Below are 17,237 nucleotides of genomic sequence, written 5' to 3'. Positions count from 1 at the left end.
ACGCTACAACCCCGACGGCACCATCAACCGCACCTTCTATCGCGCCGAAAACACGCTCAAGACGCTGGCCTTCGACGCCTACGCCACCGCCGAATACGCGCTGGCGGACGCGCGGATGCGGACGATGCTGGGCGCGAGCCTGGCGCGCGGGACGTACGATTCCGACTTCGGATACGGCGCCCAGGTCGCGCCCATCGACCCCTTCAACCCGGTCTACGCCGGCTTCAACCCCATCAGCGTCACCGACACGCCGGGAACTTCGGTGGACGAGTGGGGCGTCTACGCCCAGAACCGCCTCTTGCTCGACCGCTGGATCGTCGATTTCGGACTGCGCTACGGCGGCGTCGAAACGGGCCCCTCGACCGGAAACTTCGGCGCAAGCTCGGCGGCGGCCAGCGACCGGAAACTGACCGGCAACGCCGCGGTGATGTATCGCTTCGACAACGGCCTTGCGCCCTATGCCAGCTACGCGACCAGCTTCCAGCAGGATGCCATCGGCGCGGACGCGAACGGCAAGGCCTTCGAGCCGACCGAAGGCGAGCAGATCGAGCTGGGCGTGAAGTTCCAGCCCCCCGGCTCCGACACGCTGATCTCGGCTGCGGCGTTCGACCTGACCAAGTCCAACATGCTGGTCGCCGACCCCGACAATCCGGGCTTTCAGATCCAGAGCGGCGAGGCGTCTGCGCGCGGCTTCGAGCTCGAGCTTCGCCACAGCTTCGGCGAAATGTCGATCCAGGCGGCATACACGTTTCTCGACACCAGGAACGAGGCCGGGTTCGACATCGCGCAGGTTCCGGCGCACGCGGCCTCCTTCTGGCTCGAATACGCCCCGGCCGCCCTTCCCGGCCTTCGGCTGGGCGGCGGGCTTCGCCACAACGGATCGGCCTGGGACGGCGCCGGGGCGCAGAAGACGCCGGCCTACACGCTGGCGGACGCCAGCATCGCCTACGAGCGGGACAATTGGCGGCTGGCGCTCAACGTCACGAATCTGACCGACAAGCGCCACGTCACCACATGCCAGAGCGGCGCCTGCTATTTCGGCGAGGGCCGCAACGTCACGCTGACCCTGACCTCCGCCTTCTGAGACGTCCCGGGCGGCTCCGGCGACGGAGCCCGCCCCCTTTCCACGAGGCGCCCTGCGATGCTGCGTTCGCTGCGACTTGTCCCGTTTCTTCTGCTCGGCGCGCCCGCCGCGGCGCAGGAGTTTCCCGTGCGCATCGCGCATGCCTTCGGCACGGCCGAGATCCCCGCGCCGCCAAGCCGCGTCGTCTCGCTCAGCTTCATCGGCCATGATTTCCTGCTGGCCCTTGGCGTGAAGCCCTACGCGCTGCGCAAATGGTATGGCGACCATCCCCACGGCGTCTGGCCCTGGGCGCAGGAGGCGCTGGGCGACGCCGAGCCCATCGTCATGCAGGGCGAGATCGACATCGAGGCCATCGCCGCCATGCGCCCCGACCTGATCGTCGGACAGTGGAGCGGCATGACCGCCTACGACCATCGCCTGCTGTCGCAGATCGCGCCCACCATCGCCCATCGCGCCGAATGGGGCCCCTATGGCGCGCCCTGGCAGGAGATGCTGCGCACGCTCGGCATGGCGACCGGACGCCTCGAAAGGGCCGAGGCCGAGATCGCCCGCCTCGAAGCGCGCTTCGCGCGGATCCGCGCCGCGCATCCCGACTGGCAGGGAGCGAGCGCCGTCATGGTCTGGGCCGGCTCGGTCGGCGCCTACACTTCGCGCGACATCCGCGGCCGTCTGCTGCGCGAGCTGGGCTTCGTCGCGCCGGCGGCCGTCGAGGCGCGCGGCAGCCTCAACCGCGCCTATGTGCGCATTCCGCCCGAGGACTTGTCCGCGATCGACGTGGACGCCCTGATCTGGCTCGACTCCGGCGCCTCGGTCGAGCGCCTGAGGACGCTTCCCCTGCGCCGCACGATGCGCGCTCATGCCGAAGGGCGCGAGATCTATTCCGATCTGATGCTTTCGGCCGCGCTGTCGCATTCGAGCCCGCTCAGCCTCGACTACGCGCTGGACCGGCTGACGCCCCTGCTCGAGGCGGCGATGGACGGCGATCCGGCGACCGTGGTCGCCACGTCGCGGCAGGCCGGCATCCTTGGACGGGAGGCGACCGATGCGCGTTGACTCGGCCGGACGCGCGCCCGTGCGGGCCGATCGCCTTCTCGACGACGTCTCGCGCGACCATGCGCGCCGGGCGCGCGCGGGGCGATCCCGGCGCATGACGCTGCTGGCTTCGTGCGCGGCGCTGGTCCTCTTGTCGGCGCTGGCTCTGCGGCTTGGGCTGCGCCCCGTCGGCTGGGCCGATCTCGCGCAGGCGCTGATCGCCTATGAGCCGACCGATCCCGAGCAGATCGTGATCCGCGAGCTGCGGCTGCCGCGCCTTGTCGGGGCGCTTCTTGCCGGGGCGGGCCTTGGGATCGCGGGCGCGCTCATGCAGGGAATGACCCGCAACCCGCTGGCCGACCCGGGCCTTCTGGGCATCAACGCGGGCGCGGCGGCCGGGGTGATCGGCGGAACCTTCCTGTTCGGCATGGGCGCGCCTTCGCAGCAGATCTGGCTTGCGTTGGGCGGGGGCGCGCTTGGCGCGGCGGCGGTCTTCGCCCTGGGCGGCGGGGCGCAGGCCAGCCCGGCGCGCCTGCTGCTGGCGGGCGCGGCGCTGTCGGCCTTCTTTCTGGCCATGGTGCGCGGGCTGCTTCTGATGAGCCGGCAAAGCCTCGAAACCTATCGGTTCTGGGTGCTGGGCGGGTTCGACAACGTCACGGCGCACACGCTCGGCGCGCTGTGGCCCTTCTTTGCGGCCGGGGCGCTGGCGGCGCTGGCCGCCGCGGCGCTGATCGACGCTCTGGCGCTGGGCGAGGATGCGGCGCGCGGGCTGGGCGTGAGGGTGGGCGGCGCAAGGCTGCTGGCCGGTCTGGCCATCGTGCTGCTCGCCTCGAGCACGGTCGCCATGGCTGGCCCGATCGCCTTCGTCGGCCTGATCGTGCCGCACATGGCGCGCGCGGCGATGCGCAACGACATGCTGTGGCTGGTCCCCTGCGCCGGCGTGTTCGGCGCAGGGCTGATGACGCTGGCCGAGCTTGCCGGCCGATCGCCCCTGTTCGGCGGCGCCATGCAGGCTGGCGTGATGTCGGCGCTGATCGGCGGCCCCGCGCTGATCTGGCTGGCCCGCGCGAAGGAAGGGCGCATGTCATGATGCGCGCGGTTCGCATCGGCCCCGTTTGCGCGCCGCTTCGCCCGCGCCCGCTGGCGGCGTCGCTGGGCCTTTCGCTTTGCCTCGCGGCGCTGGGACTGGCGGCCCTTGCCTGGGGCGGCTATCCGCTCTCGGCCGGCGAGATATGGCAGGCCGCGACCGGCCGGGGCGACGCCGTCGCGGCCATGATCGTGCTCGAGCACCGCCTGCCGCGCATTCTGACCGCCATCGGCGCCGGCGCGGCGCTGGGCCTTGCGGGCGCGATGGTCCAGACCATGCTGCGCAACCCGCTGGCCGCGCCCGACATCATCGGCTTCGTCGCCGGGGCGAATGCGGGCGCGCTGCTTGCGGCGCTGACGACCGGCGGAATGATCGTGGGCGGAGCGCTGGCGGGCGGGGCGCTGACGGCCTGCGCGGTCGTCGCGCTCGCCTGGCGGGGCGGGCTCGACGCGCATCGCCTGATCCTGGTGGGCGTCGGCGCCAACCTGACGCTGGGCGCGACGGCCGATCTGCTGCTCAGCTTCGCCGACGAGCGCACCGCCGCCGACATGGCGCGCTGGCTGACCGGAACGCTGCACGCGCGCAGCCCCGAGGACGCAGCCCTGGCGTGGGCGGGACTGGCGCTGCTGTCTCCGGCCGCGCTCTGGCTCGGCTTTCCACTTGGGCGCATGGCGCTGTCCGACGACCTCGCCGCCGGGCTGGGGCTGCGTTTGGCGCGGCTGCGGCTGGCCGTCGCGGCGCTGGCGGTCGCGCTGGTGGCGCTGGCGGTGAGCGTCGCGGGGCCGCTGCCCTTCGTCGCCTTCGTCTCGGGCCCCATCGCGCGCCGCCTGACGCGATGCGCGGGACCGGCGCTTGCGGCCGCGGCGCTGACCGGAGCGACGGTCACGCTGGGCGCGGACCTTGCGGCGCGGATGGTCCCGACCTTCCGGCTGCCCGCGGGCGTCTTCGCCGCCATGGCGGGCGCGCCCGTTCTGGTCTGGCTGTTGTGGATCGAGGCGCGGAGGCGGCGGCTGTGACGTTTTCGCAAGACGGACGAGAAGGTTCTCCGAGCATGTCGCAACGGTCCATGAACCGCCTGCGGGCCGAGGAGATCTCGGTCGGCTATCCCGGACGGACGGTGCTCGACGCGATGTCGCTCGACATCCCGGACGGCAAGGTCACCGCCATCGTCGGCCCCAACGCCTGCGGCAAGTCGACCCTGCTGCGGGCCCTGGCCCGGCTGATCCCGACGCAAGGCGGGCGGGTCATGCTGGACGGACGGCCCATCGAGAAACAACGCTCGCGCCAGGTCGCGCGGCGCCTGGCCATCCTGCCGCAGTCGCCCGCCGCGCCCGAGGGGCTGACCGTGCTCGACCTTGTCCGTCGGGGACGCACGCCGCATCAGTCCGTTCTGCGGCAGTGGTCGCGCGCGGACGCCGAGGCGGTCGAGCGGGCGCTGAGCCTGGCGGGGCTCGAAGGCCTGTCCTCGCGCATGCTCGACACGCTTTCGGGCGGGCAGAGGCAGCGCGCCTGGATCGCCATGGCCCTGGCGCAGGACCCCGAGCTGCTGCTGCTGGACGAGCCGACGACCTATCTGGACCTGCCCCGCCAGATCGAGCTGCTGGCGCTGATCCGCCAGCTCAACCGCGACGCCGGACTAACCGTCGCGATGGTTCTTCACGACGTCAACCTGGCCGCACGCTTCGCCGATCACATCGTCGCGCTGAAGGACGGGAAGGTGCGCCGCCAGGGCCCGCCCGCCGAGGTCGTGACCGCCGAGACGATGCAGGAGGTCTTCTCGCTGCCCTGCACGGTGATCCGCGATCCGGTCCATGGCCGGCCCCATGTCATCCCTGCCTGAAGGAGATGCCCGTGACCCTGTCCCCTCATGGCGACTTCGCCCATGGCGCCGAAACCGCGCTTCCGGGGCTGGACCTGGCGGCGCTGCGCAAGGCCCTGCTGGCGCAGGCGCGCGAGCATGGGCTGGAGGTTCTGCGCGACGACGGCGCGTCGCTGGCGATCGCGACCGCCTACGGTCGTTGCCGGCTGATCGTCGAGGCCGGCGCGGCGCGCGCCGAGGTCGACTCGCCCCGGGCCGACTGGCTGTTCGCGTTGAAGGAGGCGCTGAGCGAGCACGCGTCGGCCATCGATCCCGCCGCGGCCCAGCGCCTGCGCTGGTCGGACGCCGCGCCGGAAGGGGGCCGGCCGCCCAACTTCCAGCTCGCCGAGATCCTCTCGGCCGCGCCGCTCTGCCGCGACTTCCTTCGCGTCACGGCGCGCGCCGAGGATCTGTCGGCCTATGGCGACGACGCCATCCACTTTCGCCTCGTGCTTCCTCCGCCCGGCGACCCGGCTCCCGAATGGCCCCGCATCGGCCCCGGCGGCGCCACGATCTGGCCCAAGGGGGCCAAGGCGCTGCACCGACCGGTCTATACGGCGCGCCGCGTCGATGCGGCGCGCGGCGAGCTGACGTTCGATCTGTTCGTGCACGAGGGCGGACGCGCGAGCGCATGGGCGCGGTCCGTCGCGGCGGGCGCGCGCGTCGGGCTTGCGGGACCGGGCGGCGGCGGCGTCCCGCGAACGCGCCGGATCGCGCTTTACGCCGATGAAACCGGCTATCCCGCGGTGGCGAGGATTCTCGAGGCCCTGCCGCCCGACGCGACCGGGCATGCGGTGCTGAGCGCCGCCGGCGCGGCGCCATCCTCCTACCCCCTGCCGACCCATCCGGGCGTGCGCCTTCGCTGGCTGGCGCAAGGCTCGGCGACGCGGCTGGCCAGGATCGCCATCGCCGAACGCTCCGACGATCCGGCGCGCAGCCTGTGGTTCGCCGCCGAGAAGGCCGGCGCGCAAATGCTGCGCGACTGGTGCAGGGCAAACGGCGTCGATCTTCGCGACCACCACGTCGCCGCCTACTGGACGCGGGACGAGAGCAAACGAGGAAACCGGACATGACCCGATTCAGCTTCCCCTCGCCGGGCCGCCCGGGCGCCGCGCCGGCGGGATGGGCCATGCTCGCGCTGTGCGCGCTGGCCGCCGCGGCCGCCGCGCAGGAGAGCCCCCGCCCCCCTGCGACCGCGGATGCGCCGCCCGAGATCGTCGCGCCCGCGCAGCCCGAAAAGGCCGGGCCCGCGCCTCGCGGCGGCCCCGAGGGGCCGACGCCGCGCGCAGGCTCGACCCTCGCCGCCTCCGGCCAGGAAGCCTCTGCGCCGGCGACCCGGGCGCCGGCCGACGCCGCCGCCCCGAAGGCCGCGGCGCCCGGCGAAGCCGTCGGCGCGCAGGCCGAAGCGGCGTCCGACGCCGCGATGGGGCCTTCCGCGCCCGGCGCAAGCGAAGCGGGCGCGACGGCTGCGGCGGCAGGCGACGGGGCGCGGGCCGAGGCGCCCGCGCCCGGCGCGGCCTCGGCTTCGATCCTGTCGGCGATGGGGGTCGCAGGCGGCCGGGCCTGGACCTTCCTGCGCGACGGCGGCCCGGCGATGTGGGCCATCGCGGCGCTTTCGGTGGCGACGCTGGCGCTGATCCTGTGGAAGATCTGGCGCCTGGCGCTCATGGGGGCTTGGTCGCGCGGCCGGGCCGAACGCGCGGTCGAGACCTGGCGGAGGGCGGACGCGGCCGGCGCGCTGGCCCTTGTCGAGGGGCGGCGCGGGGTCCGCGCGCAAGTCCTGGCCGCCGCCATGCGCAGTCTCGAGCGCCTGCCCGTCGAAGCCGCGCGCGAAGAGACGGCGCGCGTCGCCAAGCGTCAGCTGGCCATGGCGAGAGAGGGGCTGGGCGCGCTCGAACTTGTCGCCGGCATCGCGCCCCTGCTTGGCCTTCTGGGAACGGTTCTGGGCATGATCGCCGCATTCCGGACCCTGCAGGAAGCGGGGTCGCGCGCCGATCCCGCACTGCTCGCGGGCGGCATCTGGGAGGCGCTCCTGACCACGGCGGCCGGCATGGCCGTGGCGATCCCGGCTTCGGCGGCGCTGACATGGTTCGAGTCCGTCGTCGAGCGTATGCGCGCCGACATCGAGGACAACGCCACGCGCATCTTCGTCGCGGCGCGGCCCGAGAAGCTGCGGCTGGCGGCGGAATGAGATGCAGCTCGCTCCGCCCCCCCGCCCAGGGCGAAAGCCCAGCCTGACGCCCATGATCGACGTGGTGTTCCTGCTGCTCGTCTTCTTCATGCTGGCGTCGCGCTTCGGAACCGAGGCCATGACGCCCCTTCCGCTCGCCTCATCCGGGGGAACGGCCTATGCCGGCCCGCCGCGCCTGGTCGACATATCGCCCGACGCCGTGGCGCTCAACGGCAGGGTCGTGCGCGACCTGCCCGCCGCGCTGCGGCCGCTGACCGACGCGCCCACGGACATGATCATCCTGCGCGGCCGCGAGGGCGCCGACCTTCAGCGAGTCGTCGACGTCGGCCAAGAGTTGCGCCGCGCAGGCTTCGTCACGCTTGTTCTGGTGGAGTGAGACATGGATCTGAACGAATCGGCTCGACGCCCCCGCAGGGAGTCGATCGTGCCGATGATCAACGTCGTCTTCCTGCTGCTCGTCTTCTTCCTGACGACCTCGCAGCTGACGCGTCCCGAGCCTTTCGAAACGACGCCGCCCAGGGCGCGGACCGATGCGCAGGCCGAGGCCGAGGCGGTCGTCTTCGTCAGCCGCGACGGCCGGATCGCCTTCGACGGCCACGAGGGCGCGCAGGCCATCGCGGCCCTGGCGGGGCCGGGGGCGCAGGGCGGCGCCGTGCGGCTGCGCGCCGATGCCGCGCTTGAGGCGCGGCGCCTTGCCGCCATCCTGCGCGAACTGTCCGAGGCGGGCCTTTCCCGCGTGGAGCTGGTGGTCGCGCCAAAATGAGGCGCGCCGCCGAATTCGCCGTCTTCGCGGCGCTTGCGACGCTGGCCCATGCGGTTCTGCTCGCGTCGGCGCCGGAACAGGCCGACGAGGCGGCCGGATCGCGGCGGGCGGCCCCGATCGTGCTGAACGCGGCCGACGCGGCGGTGGCGGAAATGGTCGCGGCCTGGGATCGCCCGCCGCAGGCCCGGGTTGCGCAGGCCGCCCTGCCCGCGGCGCCGGCGCAGGCCGACGGCGCTCCCGCCGCGCCGCGCATCGCCCTGGGGCGGGGGCCGCGCGCCGAGATCCGCATGGCCGCCCCGCAGCCCGCGGCGCCGAACGTCCCGCGTCCGCTCGCCGCGCCAGCCGCGACGACGGCGCCCGATCGGCCGCCGGTCGCCCCGCCCTCGCCCGATCAGCCCGCCGCGGCCGCGCCCGCCTTGCCCGAGACGCCGGACGCGGCGGACGCCCGGCAGACTCCGTCTCGGCGGTCCGCGGCCGTCGCCGCCTCTCCGCCCCCGCCCGAAAGCCCGAGGCCCCGCGCCTCGCCCGCCCGCGAAGCGGCGCCCGAGGAGCGGCCCGCCCGCCCCGATCGCTCGGCCATGACGGCCGAAGCCGGGGCGCAGGGCGCGGAGTCGACGGCGCGCGCAACCGCCGGAACGACGGCCGGAGCCGGGGCGGCCTCGGGCGCGGCGGCCAAGCCTTCGGGCGGCCGCGCGACGACTGCGCTGGCGCAATGGGGCGCGAGGATCCGCGCCAGCATCGAGCGCGCCAAGCGCCCGCCGCGAGGCGCGAACGCGGCCGGAGAGGTCCGCCTCAGGATCGCCGTCTCGCGCGACGGCCGGTTGCTTGAGGTCGAGATCTCGCGCTCGTCCGGCCATCCGGCCCTTGACCGCGCCGCCCTCGAGGCCGTCCGGCGCGTCGGCCGCTTCCCCGCGGCGCCGCGCGAGCTGCCGGGCGACTCATACGTCTTTTCGCTGGCCATGCTGACCAAGCGCTGAGCGATCGCGGCCGCCGCACGCCCGTCCCGCATGCTTTGACTGGCGCGCGCCGCCATGATAATGAGACATGAGTCATGTTTCATGAAGAGAGGACGATGTCCGCCCCCAAGACCAAGAGAGGCCGCGAGCGCCGCGCCCAGATCCTGGCCGCAGCGGAACAGATGTTCGGCGCGCGCGGCTATGCGGACACGTCGGTGGCCGACATCACCCGCGCCGCGGGCGCGGCGCAAGGCACGCTCTACATCTATTTCTCGGGCAAGGAGGAGATCTTCTCCGAGCTGGTCCGCGAAATGGGGCGGATGACGCGCCGGGCCATGGCGCGGGCGGTGGCCGATGCGCCCGACAGGCTCGAGGCCGAAAGACGCGGGCTTGCCGCCTTCCTGCGCTTCGCAGCCGAACGCCCGGCGCTCTACCGCATCGTCGAAGAGGCGCGCTTCGTCGATCCCCCCGCCTATCGCGCCTATTTCACCGAGTTCGCCGAGGCCTACCGCCAGTCGCTCGACAAGGCCGAGGCCGAGGGCAGCATCCGCCCCGGCGACAACGAGGTGCGGGCCTGGATGCTCATGGGCATCGCCAAGAGCCTTGGCGACCGCTTCGTGCTGTGGGAGGGCGGCGGGGATCTGGACCATGTGGTCGAGGCCGCCTTCGACATGATCCGCGACGGGCTGGCCCCATGAGCGCGATGGTCAAGGCCGAGCGGATCGCGCTGCCCGGCGGGCTGCGCGCGCTGGCGGTGACGCTGAACAACCCCGCGCGCTGCAACGCGCTGACCGAGCCGTTCCTGGCCGAGCTCGAGGCGGCGCTCGCCGAAGACGCCGACGCGCCCTTCGTGCTGATCGCGGCCGAGGGGCGCCATTTCTCGACCGGGGGCGACATCGCCGCCTTCGACCGCGCCGCGCGCGAGGGGCGCGCGGCGGCGCATGCGGCGGCGCTGGTCGGGGCGCTGCAGCGCATCGTGCTGGCGCTGAAGGCGCGCGACGCGATCGTGGTCACGGCCGCGCAAGGCGCGATCACCGGCGGGGCGGCGGGCCTGGTGCTGGCGGCCGACCTTGCGGCGCTGTCCGAGGATGCGTTCCTTCAGCCCTGGTATCGCGAGGTCGGCTTCGCCCCCGACGGCGGCTGGGCGGCCCTTCTGCCCGAAACGGTCGGCGCGCGGCGGGCGCTGGCATGGCAGCTGCGCAACGCCCGCATCGACGCGCGCGAGGCCTTGCGCCTGGGCATCGCCGACCTGGTGACGGAGCGCGACGGGCTGGCGGGCGCCGCCGCCGGGATGCTGGCCGACCTGGCCGAAGCGGCCGACCCGCAGGCGCTCGTCGCCGCCAAGCGGCTGGTGTGGGACGAGGCCCGCCTGGCGGCGCTCGAGCGTCGCCTCGCCGCCGAAAGGGACGCCTTCGCCGCGCGCATCGACCTTGGCTCGACGCGGGCGGGGATGGAACGGTTTCTGTCCAGGAACAGCTGAACACGCCGCAGGGAGGGAGGGGCGCGATGTTCGACCGCATACCCGACATGGCCGCCAAGCGGGCCGAGATCTCGCCCGAGCGCGTCGCCTTCGCCGACGTCGCCTCGGGCCGGGACTGGAGCTTTGCGCAGATCAACCGCGCCGCCGCCGGCCTTGCCGCCGGGCTGCGCGCGCTGGGCCTTGGGCCCGGAGACAGGCTGGCGGCGCTGTGCCACAATCGGGTCGAGTTCTTCGTCGCCCTTTTCGCGGCGCAGAAGTCGGGGATCATCCTTGCGCCGCTCAACTGGCGCCAGCCGGTGGCCGAGCTTGGCCCCGTGCTCGACAGCGTGGGCGCGTCGGCGATCATCTTCGACGACGAGAACGCCGCGCCCGCGCGCGCCCTGGCCCGAAGCCGCGCGATGGCCGCGATCGCCATGGACGCCCCCGCCCCCGGCGAGACCGCCTTCGCCGAGCTGGCCGCCGCGCCCGCCCCCTTCGGCGCGGGCATGATCGACGCCGACCGGCCCTGGTATCTGCTCTTCACCTCCGGCACCACCGGCCTGCCCAAGGCGGTGATCCAGACCGCGCGCATGGCCTGGGCCAACGCCGTGAACATCGGCCAGGCGGCCGATCTGGGCGCGGACACGGCCACGGCGAACTTCCTGCCGCTGTTCCACACCGCCGGCATCAACCTCTACGCCCTACCGACCTTCCTCGAGGGCGGGCTGTCGCATGTGCTGCGCCGGTTCGAGCCGGACATGCTCTTCGACCTGATCCGGCAAGGGCGCATCAACCGCTTCTTCGGGGTTCCGGCGATCTACCAGGCCTTCAGCCTGCGCCCCGAGGCGGACGAGATCGACTGGTCGGCCCTCGGGATGGGCTGCGGCGGCGCGCCCCTGCCCGAGCCGCTGATCCGCTTCTTCGCCGAACGCGGCGGAACGGTCTGCAACGGCATGGGCATGACCGAGACCGGACCGACCGTCTTCCTCATGGACGCCGCCAACGCCGCGCGCAAGGTCGGCTCGGTGGGCCGGCCGCAGATGCTGACCGAGGTCCGCCTCGCGGGCGTGCCCGACGGCGCGCCGGGCGAGGGCGAGATCCAGATCCGCGGGCCCAACGTCACCCCCGGCTATTTCGGCAACGACGCCGCCACGGCCGAGGCCTTCGCCGAGGATGGCTGGCTCAGGAGCGGCGACGTCGGCCGGCGCGACGAGGACGGCTATTACTACATCGTCGACCGCATCAAGGACATGTACATCTCGGGCGGCGAGAACGTCTATCCCGCCGAGGTCGAGCGCGTGCTCAACGCCCATCCGGCCGTTCTGGAAGCGGCGGTGATCGGCGTGCCCGACCCGAAATGGGGCGAGGTGGGCATGGCCTTCCTCATCCTGCGGCCCGGCCGCGCCGTCGAGCCGCAGGCGCTGGACGCCTGGTGCCGCGAGCGGCTCGCCGCCTACAAGACGCCCAGGGCCTACCGCATCCTGGACGATTTCCCGCGCACGGCCGCCGGCAAGGTGCGCAAGCCCGAGCTGAGGAAGATGATCCGATGAGCGCGCGCATCATCCGCGAATGGACCCCCACCCAGGCCGAGTTCGACGCCTTTGCGCGCGTCTCGGGCGACGACAACCCGATCCATGTGGACCCCGAGTTTTCCGCCCGCACCCGCTTCGGCCGAACGGTCAGCCACGGCATGCTGATCTACGCCAGGCTCTGGGCGATGCTGGCCGAGGCGCGCCCGGGCTTTCGCCAGGCGGCGCAGAGCATGATGTTTCCCAACCCCGCCTATGCCGGCGAGCCGGTCAGGCTCACGGTCGAGCGCATCGACGAAACCCGCTGGTCGCTGAGGGCCGAGCGCGCGGCCGACGGCGCCGCGCTGTTCGTCGGAGAGGCGGAGGCGGCATGCTGACCCTGGGCCAGGCCGCCGAGATCGCGCGGCGCTTCGGGCGCGACGAGCTGGCGGGCTTCGCCGCGCTTTCGGGCGCGCCGGGCGCGCCGCCCGGACATGTTCCCGAGCCGCTCGTGGCCTCGTTGTTCTCCTACCTTCTCGGGGTGCGGCTGCCGGGGCCGGGGACGAACTATCTCAAGCAGGAGCTGCGCTTTCTCGCCCCCGCCCCGCTCGACGAGCCGCTGACCGCGCGGGTCGAGATCGTGCGGCTGCGGCCCGACAAGCATCTGGTCGATCTGGCGACGACCTGCCGCGACGGCGCCGGCCGGCTCATCTGCGAGGGCCGCGCGCTTGTCCTGGCGCGGGACGTGGCCGGCGCCTTCGCGCGCCCGGCCGGCGCCTAGTCCAGCCGGTCCAGAAACGCCCCGAGCGCGGCGGCGAAGGCGTCGGGCTCTTCGAGATGGGGCGAGTGGCCCGAGCGCGCGAAGGCGACCCGCTCGGCCTGCGGCGCGGCGCGGACCAGCCAGCGCGCGGTCTCGGCCGGGTAGACCCGGCTCCGGGCGCCATGGAAGACGGCGAAGGGAAGCGACAGCGCGCCGATCGTCGCGCGCTCGTCCATCGCCGCGAGGTCGCGCCAGGCCTCGAGCATGCGCGCCGGATCGCAGGCGGCGATCTGCGCGCGCGCGGCGTCGACGTCGAAGCCGCGCGGGCCCGGCGGGCGCGCGAACATCCCCGCCGCGATGGCCCCGGCGGCGCCCGCCCAATCCGACGCCAGGCGCCGGGCGAAGGCGGCCGCCGCGCGCGGCGTCTGGCCGATCATGCCCAGCGTCCAGCCGTTTTCGTTGATCAGCCTGGGGCTCATGTCCACGCTGACGATGCCGGCAAGCCCCGCGCAGCCGAACAGGCGCGCATATCGCCAGGCCACGGCCGCGCCCATCGACCAGCCCACCAGAACCGGCCGCTCCAGCCCCCGCTCGGCGATCAGCGCCGCCACCGCGCGCGCCATCGCGTCCAGCCGCGCCGGGCCGGGCGCCGCGCCATGCCCCGGCAGGTCCGGCGCCAGGCAGCGCGCCCGCCCCGCAAGCCGCGCGATCTGCCCGGCGAAGACCGCGCCGCGCATCGTCCAGCCATGCAGGAAGATCACGGGCCGCCCGCTTCCGGCCTCGATCGTCATCGACCGCGCAGCCTTCCGACCACGCCCGTGGGGAAGAAGTAGACCGACAGGATGAACAACGCTCCCAGCCACAGGAGCCAGCGGTCGGGATCGAGGATCAGCGGCAGCCCCGGCACGCCCGCGGCCGCCTCGGCCGCCGCGCCCATCAGCCCTTGCAGGTAGTTCTGGGCAAGGACGAACAGCGCCGCCCCGACCGCCGCGCCATACATCGTGCCCATGCCGCCGATCACCACCATCAGCAGGATGTCCACCATGATCTCGAAGCTCAGCACGGTGTCGGGGCCGACATAGCGCAGCCAGATGGCGTAGAGCGAGCCGGCCAGCGCCGCGCTCACCGCCGAGATCACCGTCGCCGCGGTGCGATGCCAGACCACGCGGCAGCCGATCGCCTCGGCGCGGAACTCGTTCTCGCGGATCGCCTGCAGCACCCGCCCGAAGGGCGAGTTGACCACCCGCAAGAGCGCCAGGAACAGGATCAGCGCGCCGAAGAAGACGAGGTAGTAGTTCAGCACCTTGCCGGTGAGCCGCACGCCCAGGAACGGCTCGTCGGCGTATCTGGCCGCCGCCGTCAGCGCACGCGGGATGCGGTAGTTGAGGCCGTCTTCGCCGCCGGTGATGCCGGAAAGCTGGCTGAACAGCACCGCCACGGCGCTGGCCACCGCAAGGGTGATCATGGCGAAGAAGATCGCCCGCACCCGCAGGCTGAACAGGCCCACCAGCAGCGCCAGCGCCGCCGCGGCCAGCGCGCCGGCGAGGCTGCCCGCCGCAAGCGCGCCGAAGCTGCGCCCCATGCCGTCGCTCGCCAGCGCCACGCCATAGGCGCCAAGGCCGAAGAACATGGTGTGCGCGAAGCTGACGATGCCCGCATAGCCCAGAAGCAGGTCGTAGCTGGCCGCCAGCGCGACGAAGACGCAGATCCGCGCCGCCGTGTCCAGCGACCGCGTGCCCGGGAACAGGAAGGGCGCGAAGGCAAGGCCGATCAGGATCGCCAGAAGGATCAGGCCCAGGGCGCGGCTTTGCGGCATGTCGCCCGAGAGAATGCGCTTCAGCATGGGATCATTTCGCCTTTACCACGGGGATCATGCCCTGCGGCCGCCACATCAGGATGACGACCATCAGGCCGATGTTCGAAATCAGCGCCAGCTTGGGTTCGAGGAAGGCCACGTAGTTCTGCATCAGCCCGACGAGCAGCGCCCCCAGGAAGCAGCCCTCGACGCTGCCCAGCCCGCCGATGATGACCACGATGAACACCAGCACCATCAGCGCGCCGCCCATATGGGCGGTGATGACCTCTTCGTAGAGGCCCCACATCACCCCGCCCAGGCCCGCCAGCGCCGAACCGGCCACGAACACGCCCACGAAGACCACCCGCAGCCGGTAGCCCAGCGCCTCGACCATCTCGCGGTTCTCGACGCCCGCGCGCACGATCAGCCCGATGCGGGTGGCGCGCAGCGCCGTGCGCATGGCCAGGAACAGCGCCAGCCCCACGCCGACCGCCACCAGGCGGTATTTCTCGATCGCCGCGCCGGCGAAGGTCAGCGCGCCCTTGAAGGCCTCGGGCCGGCTGAAGAAGATCTCGGACGGCCCCCAGATGACGAGGATCAGCTGCTCGACCACGATCAGCCCGCCCATGGTGACCAGGATCTGCTTGAGATGCGCGCCATAGACCGGGCGCACGATCGCCCGCTCGAAGGCCCAGCCCAGCGCGCCGGTGGCCAGCATCGCCGCCGCCGCCGCCAGCGCCAGCGCCAGCGCGTTGAGCGCCGGCGAGGGCGCGCCCGTCAGCCCGTCGAGCGCCGCCAGCGCGCCGACCCCGACGAAGGCGCCCACCGAGACGAAGGCGCCGTGGCCGAAGTTGATCACGTCCATCAGGCCGAAGATCAGCGTCAGCCCCGAGGCCATGATGAAGATCATCATCCCCATGGCCAGCCCCGAGACCGTCAGCGTCAGCCATGACGAGCCCTGCGGGATCGCAAGCCACCCCGCCGCCGCAAGCAGCGGAACAAGCAGGAAGGGCGCCGCTTCGGCCAGCCGCTCGGCCGGGCCGCGCGCGGCGAAGGTGGGGTTGTGTCCGGGCGCGGCCGTCATGCGCGGCCCCCTGCGCCGGTTCCGGCGTCGTTTCCAGCATTGTTTCCGGCGTTGTCCGTCATTCGTCGCCTCCGTCGTCCGACCCGCCGTCGCGCCCCGCAGGCGCGGCCAGCCGTCGCGCCGCGCCCTCGCGCCGCGTCATCGCCATCGTCGCGCCCCTCATGGCTCGCCATGCGCGTCAAGGCTCAGCCCCATCAGCCGCTCCTGCAGCGCGCGATCGCCCGCCAGCTCGGCCATGGCGCCGGTCCACACGATGCGGCCGTCATCCATCACCGCCGCGTGGTCGCCCAGATGCCGGGCGACCGAGAAGTTCTGCTCGACCATCAGGATCGAGGCGCCCTCGGCCTTGAGCGCGCGCAGCGCCGCGGCCATGGCGGCGACGATGGCGGGCGCCAGGCCCTTGGTGGGCTCGTCGATCAGGTAGAGCCGCCGCTCTTCGGCCATGGCGCGGGCGATGGCCAGCATCTGCTTCTGCCCGCCCGACAGCGTGCCCGCGGGCTTGCGCCAGAAGGTGCGCAGCGGCGGAAAGGCGGCGAAGATGCGCTCGCGCCGCGCCTCGGCCAACGGCCCCGAGCGCGCCGCGAGGATCATGTTCTCCTCGACCGTCAGGTCCGAGAATATGCCCATGTCCTCGGGCACATAGCCGATGCCGGCCCGGGCGATCGCCGGCGTCGGGCTGGCGGCGATGTCGGCGCCGTCGAAGACGATGCGCCCCGAGCGCGCGCGCCACAGCCCCATGATGGTGCGCAAGGTGGTGGTCTTGCCCACGCCGTTGCGCCCCAGAAGCATGGTCACCGCCCCGCGCGGCGCGACAAGGTTCACCCCCTGCAGGATGCGATACCGCCCGATGTCGGTGTGCACCTCCTCGAGCGTCAGGATCGGGTCAGACATCTTCGAGCGCCTTTCCCATGTAGGCCTCCTGCACCACGTCCGAGGCGATCACCTCGCGCGGCGGCCCGTCGGCCGCCAGCGCGCCGTTGTGCAGCACGATGATCCGGTCGGCCAGGCGGGCGATCACGTCCATCTTGTGCTCGACGAGCAGGATGGTCCGGTCGGTCTGCGCCTTGAGCGCGGCGATCAGCTCGAGCACCACCGGCGCCTCGTCGACGCTCATTCCCGCGGTGGGCTCGTCGAACATGTAGACCTTCGGATCGAGCGCGATCAGCATCGCCACCTCGAGCTTGCGCTGGTCGCCATGGCTCAGCGCGGCGACCTTGCGCCCCGCCAGGTCCGTCATGCGCACACGCTCGAGCACCGCCTCGGCGGCCTCGGCCAGGTCGGCATGCGCGGCGGCCATGGACCACATGTCGAAGTCCCTGCCGCGCCTGGACTGGATCACGAGGCGCACGTTCTCGAGCACGCTCAGGTCGGGAAACAGGTTCGTCAGCTGGAACGCCCGCCCGACGCCCAGGCGCGTGCGCGCGGCGACCGACAGCCGCGTCACGTCGCGCCCCCCGAGCAGCACCCGCCCACCGGTGGCCGGGATCTGCCCCGAGATCAGGTTGAAATAGGTGGTCTTTCCGGCCCCGTTCGGCCCGACGATCGCCGTCAGCTCGCCGGCGCGAAAACGGCAGGTGACGCGGTCCACGGCCACATGCCCGCCGAACCGCACCGTCAGCTCCTCGGTCGCCAGAACCGCATCGGTCATGCGCTCGTCCAT

The 17,237-nt window shown here is 72.9% G+C and carries 19 protein-coding genes and 1 pseudogene; 15 read left to right on the top strand and 5 right to left on the bottom strand.

The features are described from left to right. Window positions 1-7: 7 nt before the first annotated feature. From BMW67_RS15945 to BMW67_RS15820, 15 genes and pseudogenes are all read left to right on the top strand, one after another. A pseudogene (locus BMW67_RS15945) lies at window positions 8-1,084 on the top strand (TonB-dependent siderophore receptor); the annotation flags it as partial. A gap of 57 nt (window positions 1,085-1,141) precedes the next feature. Then, the gene (locus BMW67_RS06165) at window positions 1,142-2,137 is read left to right on the top strand and encodes an iron-siderophore ABC transporter substrate-binding protein (protein ID WP_072746388.1); all 996 of its coding nucleotides are present in this window, start codon (window positions 1,142-1,144) and stop codon (window positions 2,135-2,137) included. Next, window positions 2,127-3,206 (top strand): FecCD family ABC transporter permease, encoded by a 1,080-nt coding sequence (locus BMW67_RS06160; protein ID WP_083581151.1) that lies wholly within the window; start codon window positions 2,127-2,129, stop codon window positions 3,204-3,206. Before BMW67_RS06165 ends, BMW67_RS06160 begins: the two co-directional genes overlap by 11 nt. Continuing rightward, window positions 3,203-4,219, top strand: a complete 1,017-nt coding sequence (locus BMW67_RS06155) for a FecCD family ABC transporter permease (protein ID WP_072746389.1) — start codon at window positions 3,203-3,205, stop codon at window positions 4,217-4,219. Before BMW67_RS06160 ends, BMW67_RS06155 begins: the two co-directional genes overlap by 4 nt. Before the next feature lie 35 nt (window positions 4,220-4,254). After that, the gene (locus tag BMW67_RS06150) at window positions 4,255-5,043 is read left to right on the top strand and encodes an ABC transporter ATP-binding protein (RefSeq protein ID WP_281246143.1); all 789 of its coding nucleotides are present in this window, start codon (window positions 4,255-4,257) and stop codon (window positions 5,041-5,043) included. A gap of 11 nt (window positions 5,044-5,054) precedes the next feature. Beyond that, the gene (locus BMW67_RS06145) at window positions 5,055-6,134 is read left to right on the top strand and encodes a siderophore-interacting protein (RefSeq protein WP_177174485.1); all 1,080 of its coding nucleotides are present in this window, start codon (window positions 5,055-5,057) and stop codon (window positions 6,132-6,134) included. Further along, window positions 6,131-7,252: a MotA/TolQ/ExbB proton channel family protein gene (locus tag BMW67_RS06140; RefSeq protein WP_072746392.1), complete on the top strand. Its 1,122-nt coding sequence runs from the start codon at window positions 6,131-6,133 to the stop codon at window positions 7,250-7,252. The genes BMW67_RS06145 and BMW67_RS06140 overlap by 4 nt, the downstream gene beginning before the upstream one ends. 1 nt (window position 7,253) lies before the next feature. Next, window positions 7,254-7,628 carry an ExbD/TolR family protein gene (locus tag BMW67_RS06135; RefSeq protein ID WP_072746393.1) on the top strand — a complete coding sequence of 125 codons (375 nt, stop codon included), beginning with the start codon at window positions 7,254-7,256 and terminating at the stop codon, window positions 7,626-7,628. A gap of 3 nt (window positions 7,629-7,631) precedes the next feature. Then, window positions 7,632-8,015 carry a biopolymer transporter ExbD gene (locus BMW67_RS06130; RefSeq protein WP_072746394.1) on the top strand — a complete coding sequence of 128 codons (384 nt, stop codon included), beginning with the start codon at window positions 7,632-7,634 and terminating at the stop codon, window positions 8,013-8,015. Beyond that, window positions 8,012-8,992, top strand: coding sequence for an energy transducer TonB (locus tag BMW67_RS06125; protein WP_072746395.1), 981 nt, complete (start codon window positions 8,012-8,014; stop codon window positions 8,990-8,992). The genes BMW67_RS06130 and BMW67_RS06125 overlap by 4 nt, the downstream gene beginning before the upstream one ends. Before the next feature lie 95 nt (window positions 8,993-9,087). After that, window positions 9,088-9,669 (top strand): TetR/AcrR family transcriptional regulator, encoded by a 582-nt coding sequence (locus BMW67_RS06120; protein ID WP_083581176.1) that lies wholly within the window; start codon window positions 9,088-9,090, stop codon window positions 9,667-9,669. Beyond that, complete coding sequence (locus tag BMW67_RS06115; RefSeq protein WP_072746397.1) at window positions 9,666-10,451, top strand: enoyl-CoA hydratase/isomerase family protein; 786 nt, start codon at window positions 9,666-9,668, stop codon at window positions 10,449-10,451. The genes BMW67_RS06120 and BMW67_RS06115 overlap by 4 nt, the downstream gene beginning before the upstream one ends. Window positions 10,452-10,477: 26 nt before the next feature. Next, window positions 10,478-11,980, top strand: coding sequence for an AMP-binding protein (locus BMW67_RS06110; protein ID WP_072746398.1), 1,503 nt, complete (start codon window positions 10,478-10,480; stop codon window positions 11,978-11,980). Continuing rightward, window positions 11,977-12,336, top strand: coding sequence for a MaoC family dehydratase (locus tag BMW67_RS15825; protein WP_072746399.1), 360 nt, complete (start codon window positions 11,977-11,979; stop codon window positions 12,334-12,336). Before BMW67_RS06110 ends, BMW67_RS15825 begins: the two co-directional genes overlap by 4 nt. Next, window positions 12,330-12,719 carry a hotdog family protein gene (locus BMW67_RS15820; protein WP_072746400.1) on the top strand — a complete coding sequence of 130 codons (390 nt, stop codon included), beginning with the start codon at window positions 12,330-12,332 and terminating at the stop codon, window positions 12,717-12,719. Before BMW67_RS15825 ends, BMW67_RS15820 begins: the two co-directional genes overlap by 7 nt. On the opposite strand, the gene BMW67_RS06100 is transcribed toward BMW67_RS15820, so the two are convergent. From BMW67_RS06100 to BMW67_RS06080, 5 genes are all read right to left on the bottom strand, one after another. After that, entirely contained in the window at window positions 12,716-13,489 is a 774-nt protein-coding gene (locus tag BMW67_RS06100) for an alpha/beta fold hydrolase (protein ID WP_072746401.1), read from the bottom strand. The genes BMW67_RS15820 and BMW67_RS06100 overlap by 4 nt on opposite strands. Beyond that, on the bottom strand, window positions 13,486-14,541 hold the full coding sequence (locus BMW67_RS06095) for a branched-chain amino acid ABC transporter permease (RefSeq protein WP_072746402.1): 1,056 nt from the start codon (window positions 14,539-14,541) through the stop codon (window positions 13,486-13,488). The genes BMW67_RS06100 and BMW67_RS06095 overlap by 4 nt, the downstream gene beginning before the upstream one ends. 4 nt (window positions 14,542-14,545) lie before the next feature. After that, window positions 14,546-15,577, bottom strand: coding sequence for a branched-chain amino acid ABC transporter permease (locus BMW67_RS06090; protein ID WP_072746403.1), 1,032 nt, complete (start codon window positions 15,575-15,577; stop codon window positions 14,546-14,548). Window positions 15,578-15,736: 159 nt separating this feature from the next. Next, window positions 15,737-16,468: an ABC transporter ATP-binding protein gene (locus BMW67_RS06085; RefSeq protein ID WP_072746404.1), complete on the bottom strand. Its 732-nt coding sequence runs from the start codon at window positions 16,466-16,468 to the stop codon at window positions 15,737-15,739. Continuing rightward, on the bottom strand, window positions 16,461-17,225 hold the full coding sequence (locus BMW67_RS06080) for an ABC transporter ATP-binding protein (RefSeq protein WP_072746591.1): 765 nt from the start codon (window positions 17,223-17,225) through the stop codon (window positions 16,461-16,463). Before BMW67_RS06080 ends, BMW67_RS06085 begins: the two co-directional genes overlap by 8 nt. Between the last annotated feature and the right edge of the window lie 12 nt (window positions 17,226-17,237).

Origin of the sequence: Oceanicella actignis (assembly GCF_900111545.1) — a bacterium.
Lineage (GTDB): Bacteria > Pseudomonadota > Alphaproteobacteria > Rhodobacterales > Rhodobacteraceae > Oceanicella > Oceanicella actignis.
This window is presented reverse-complemented; position numbering and strand designations above follow the sequence as displayed.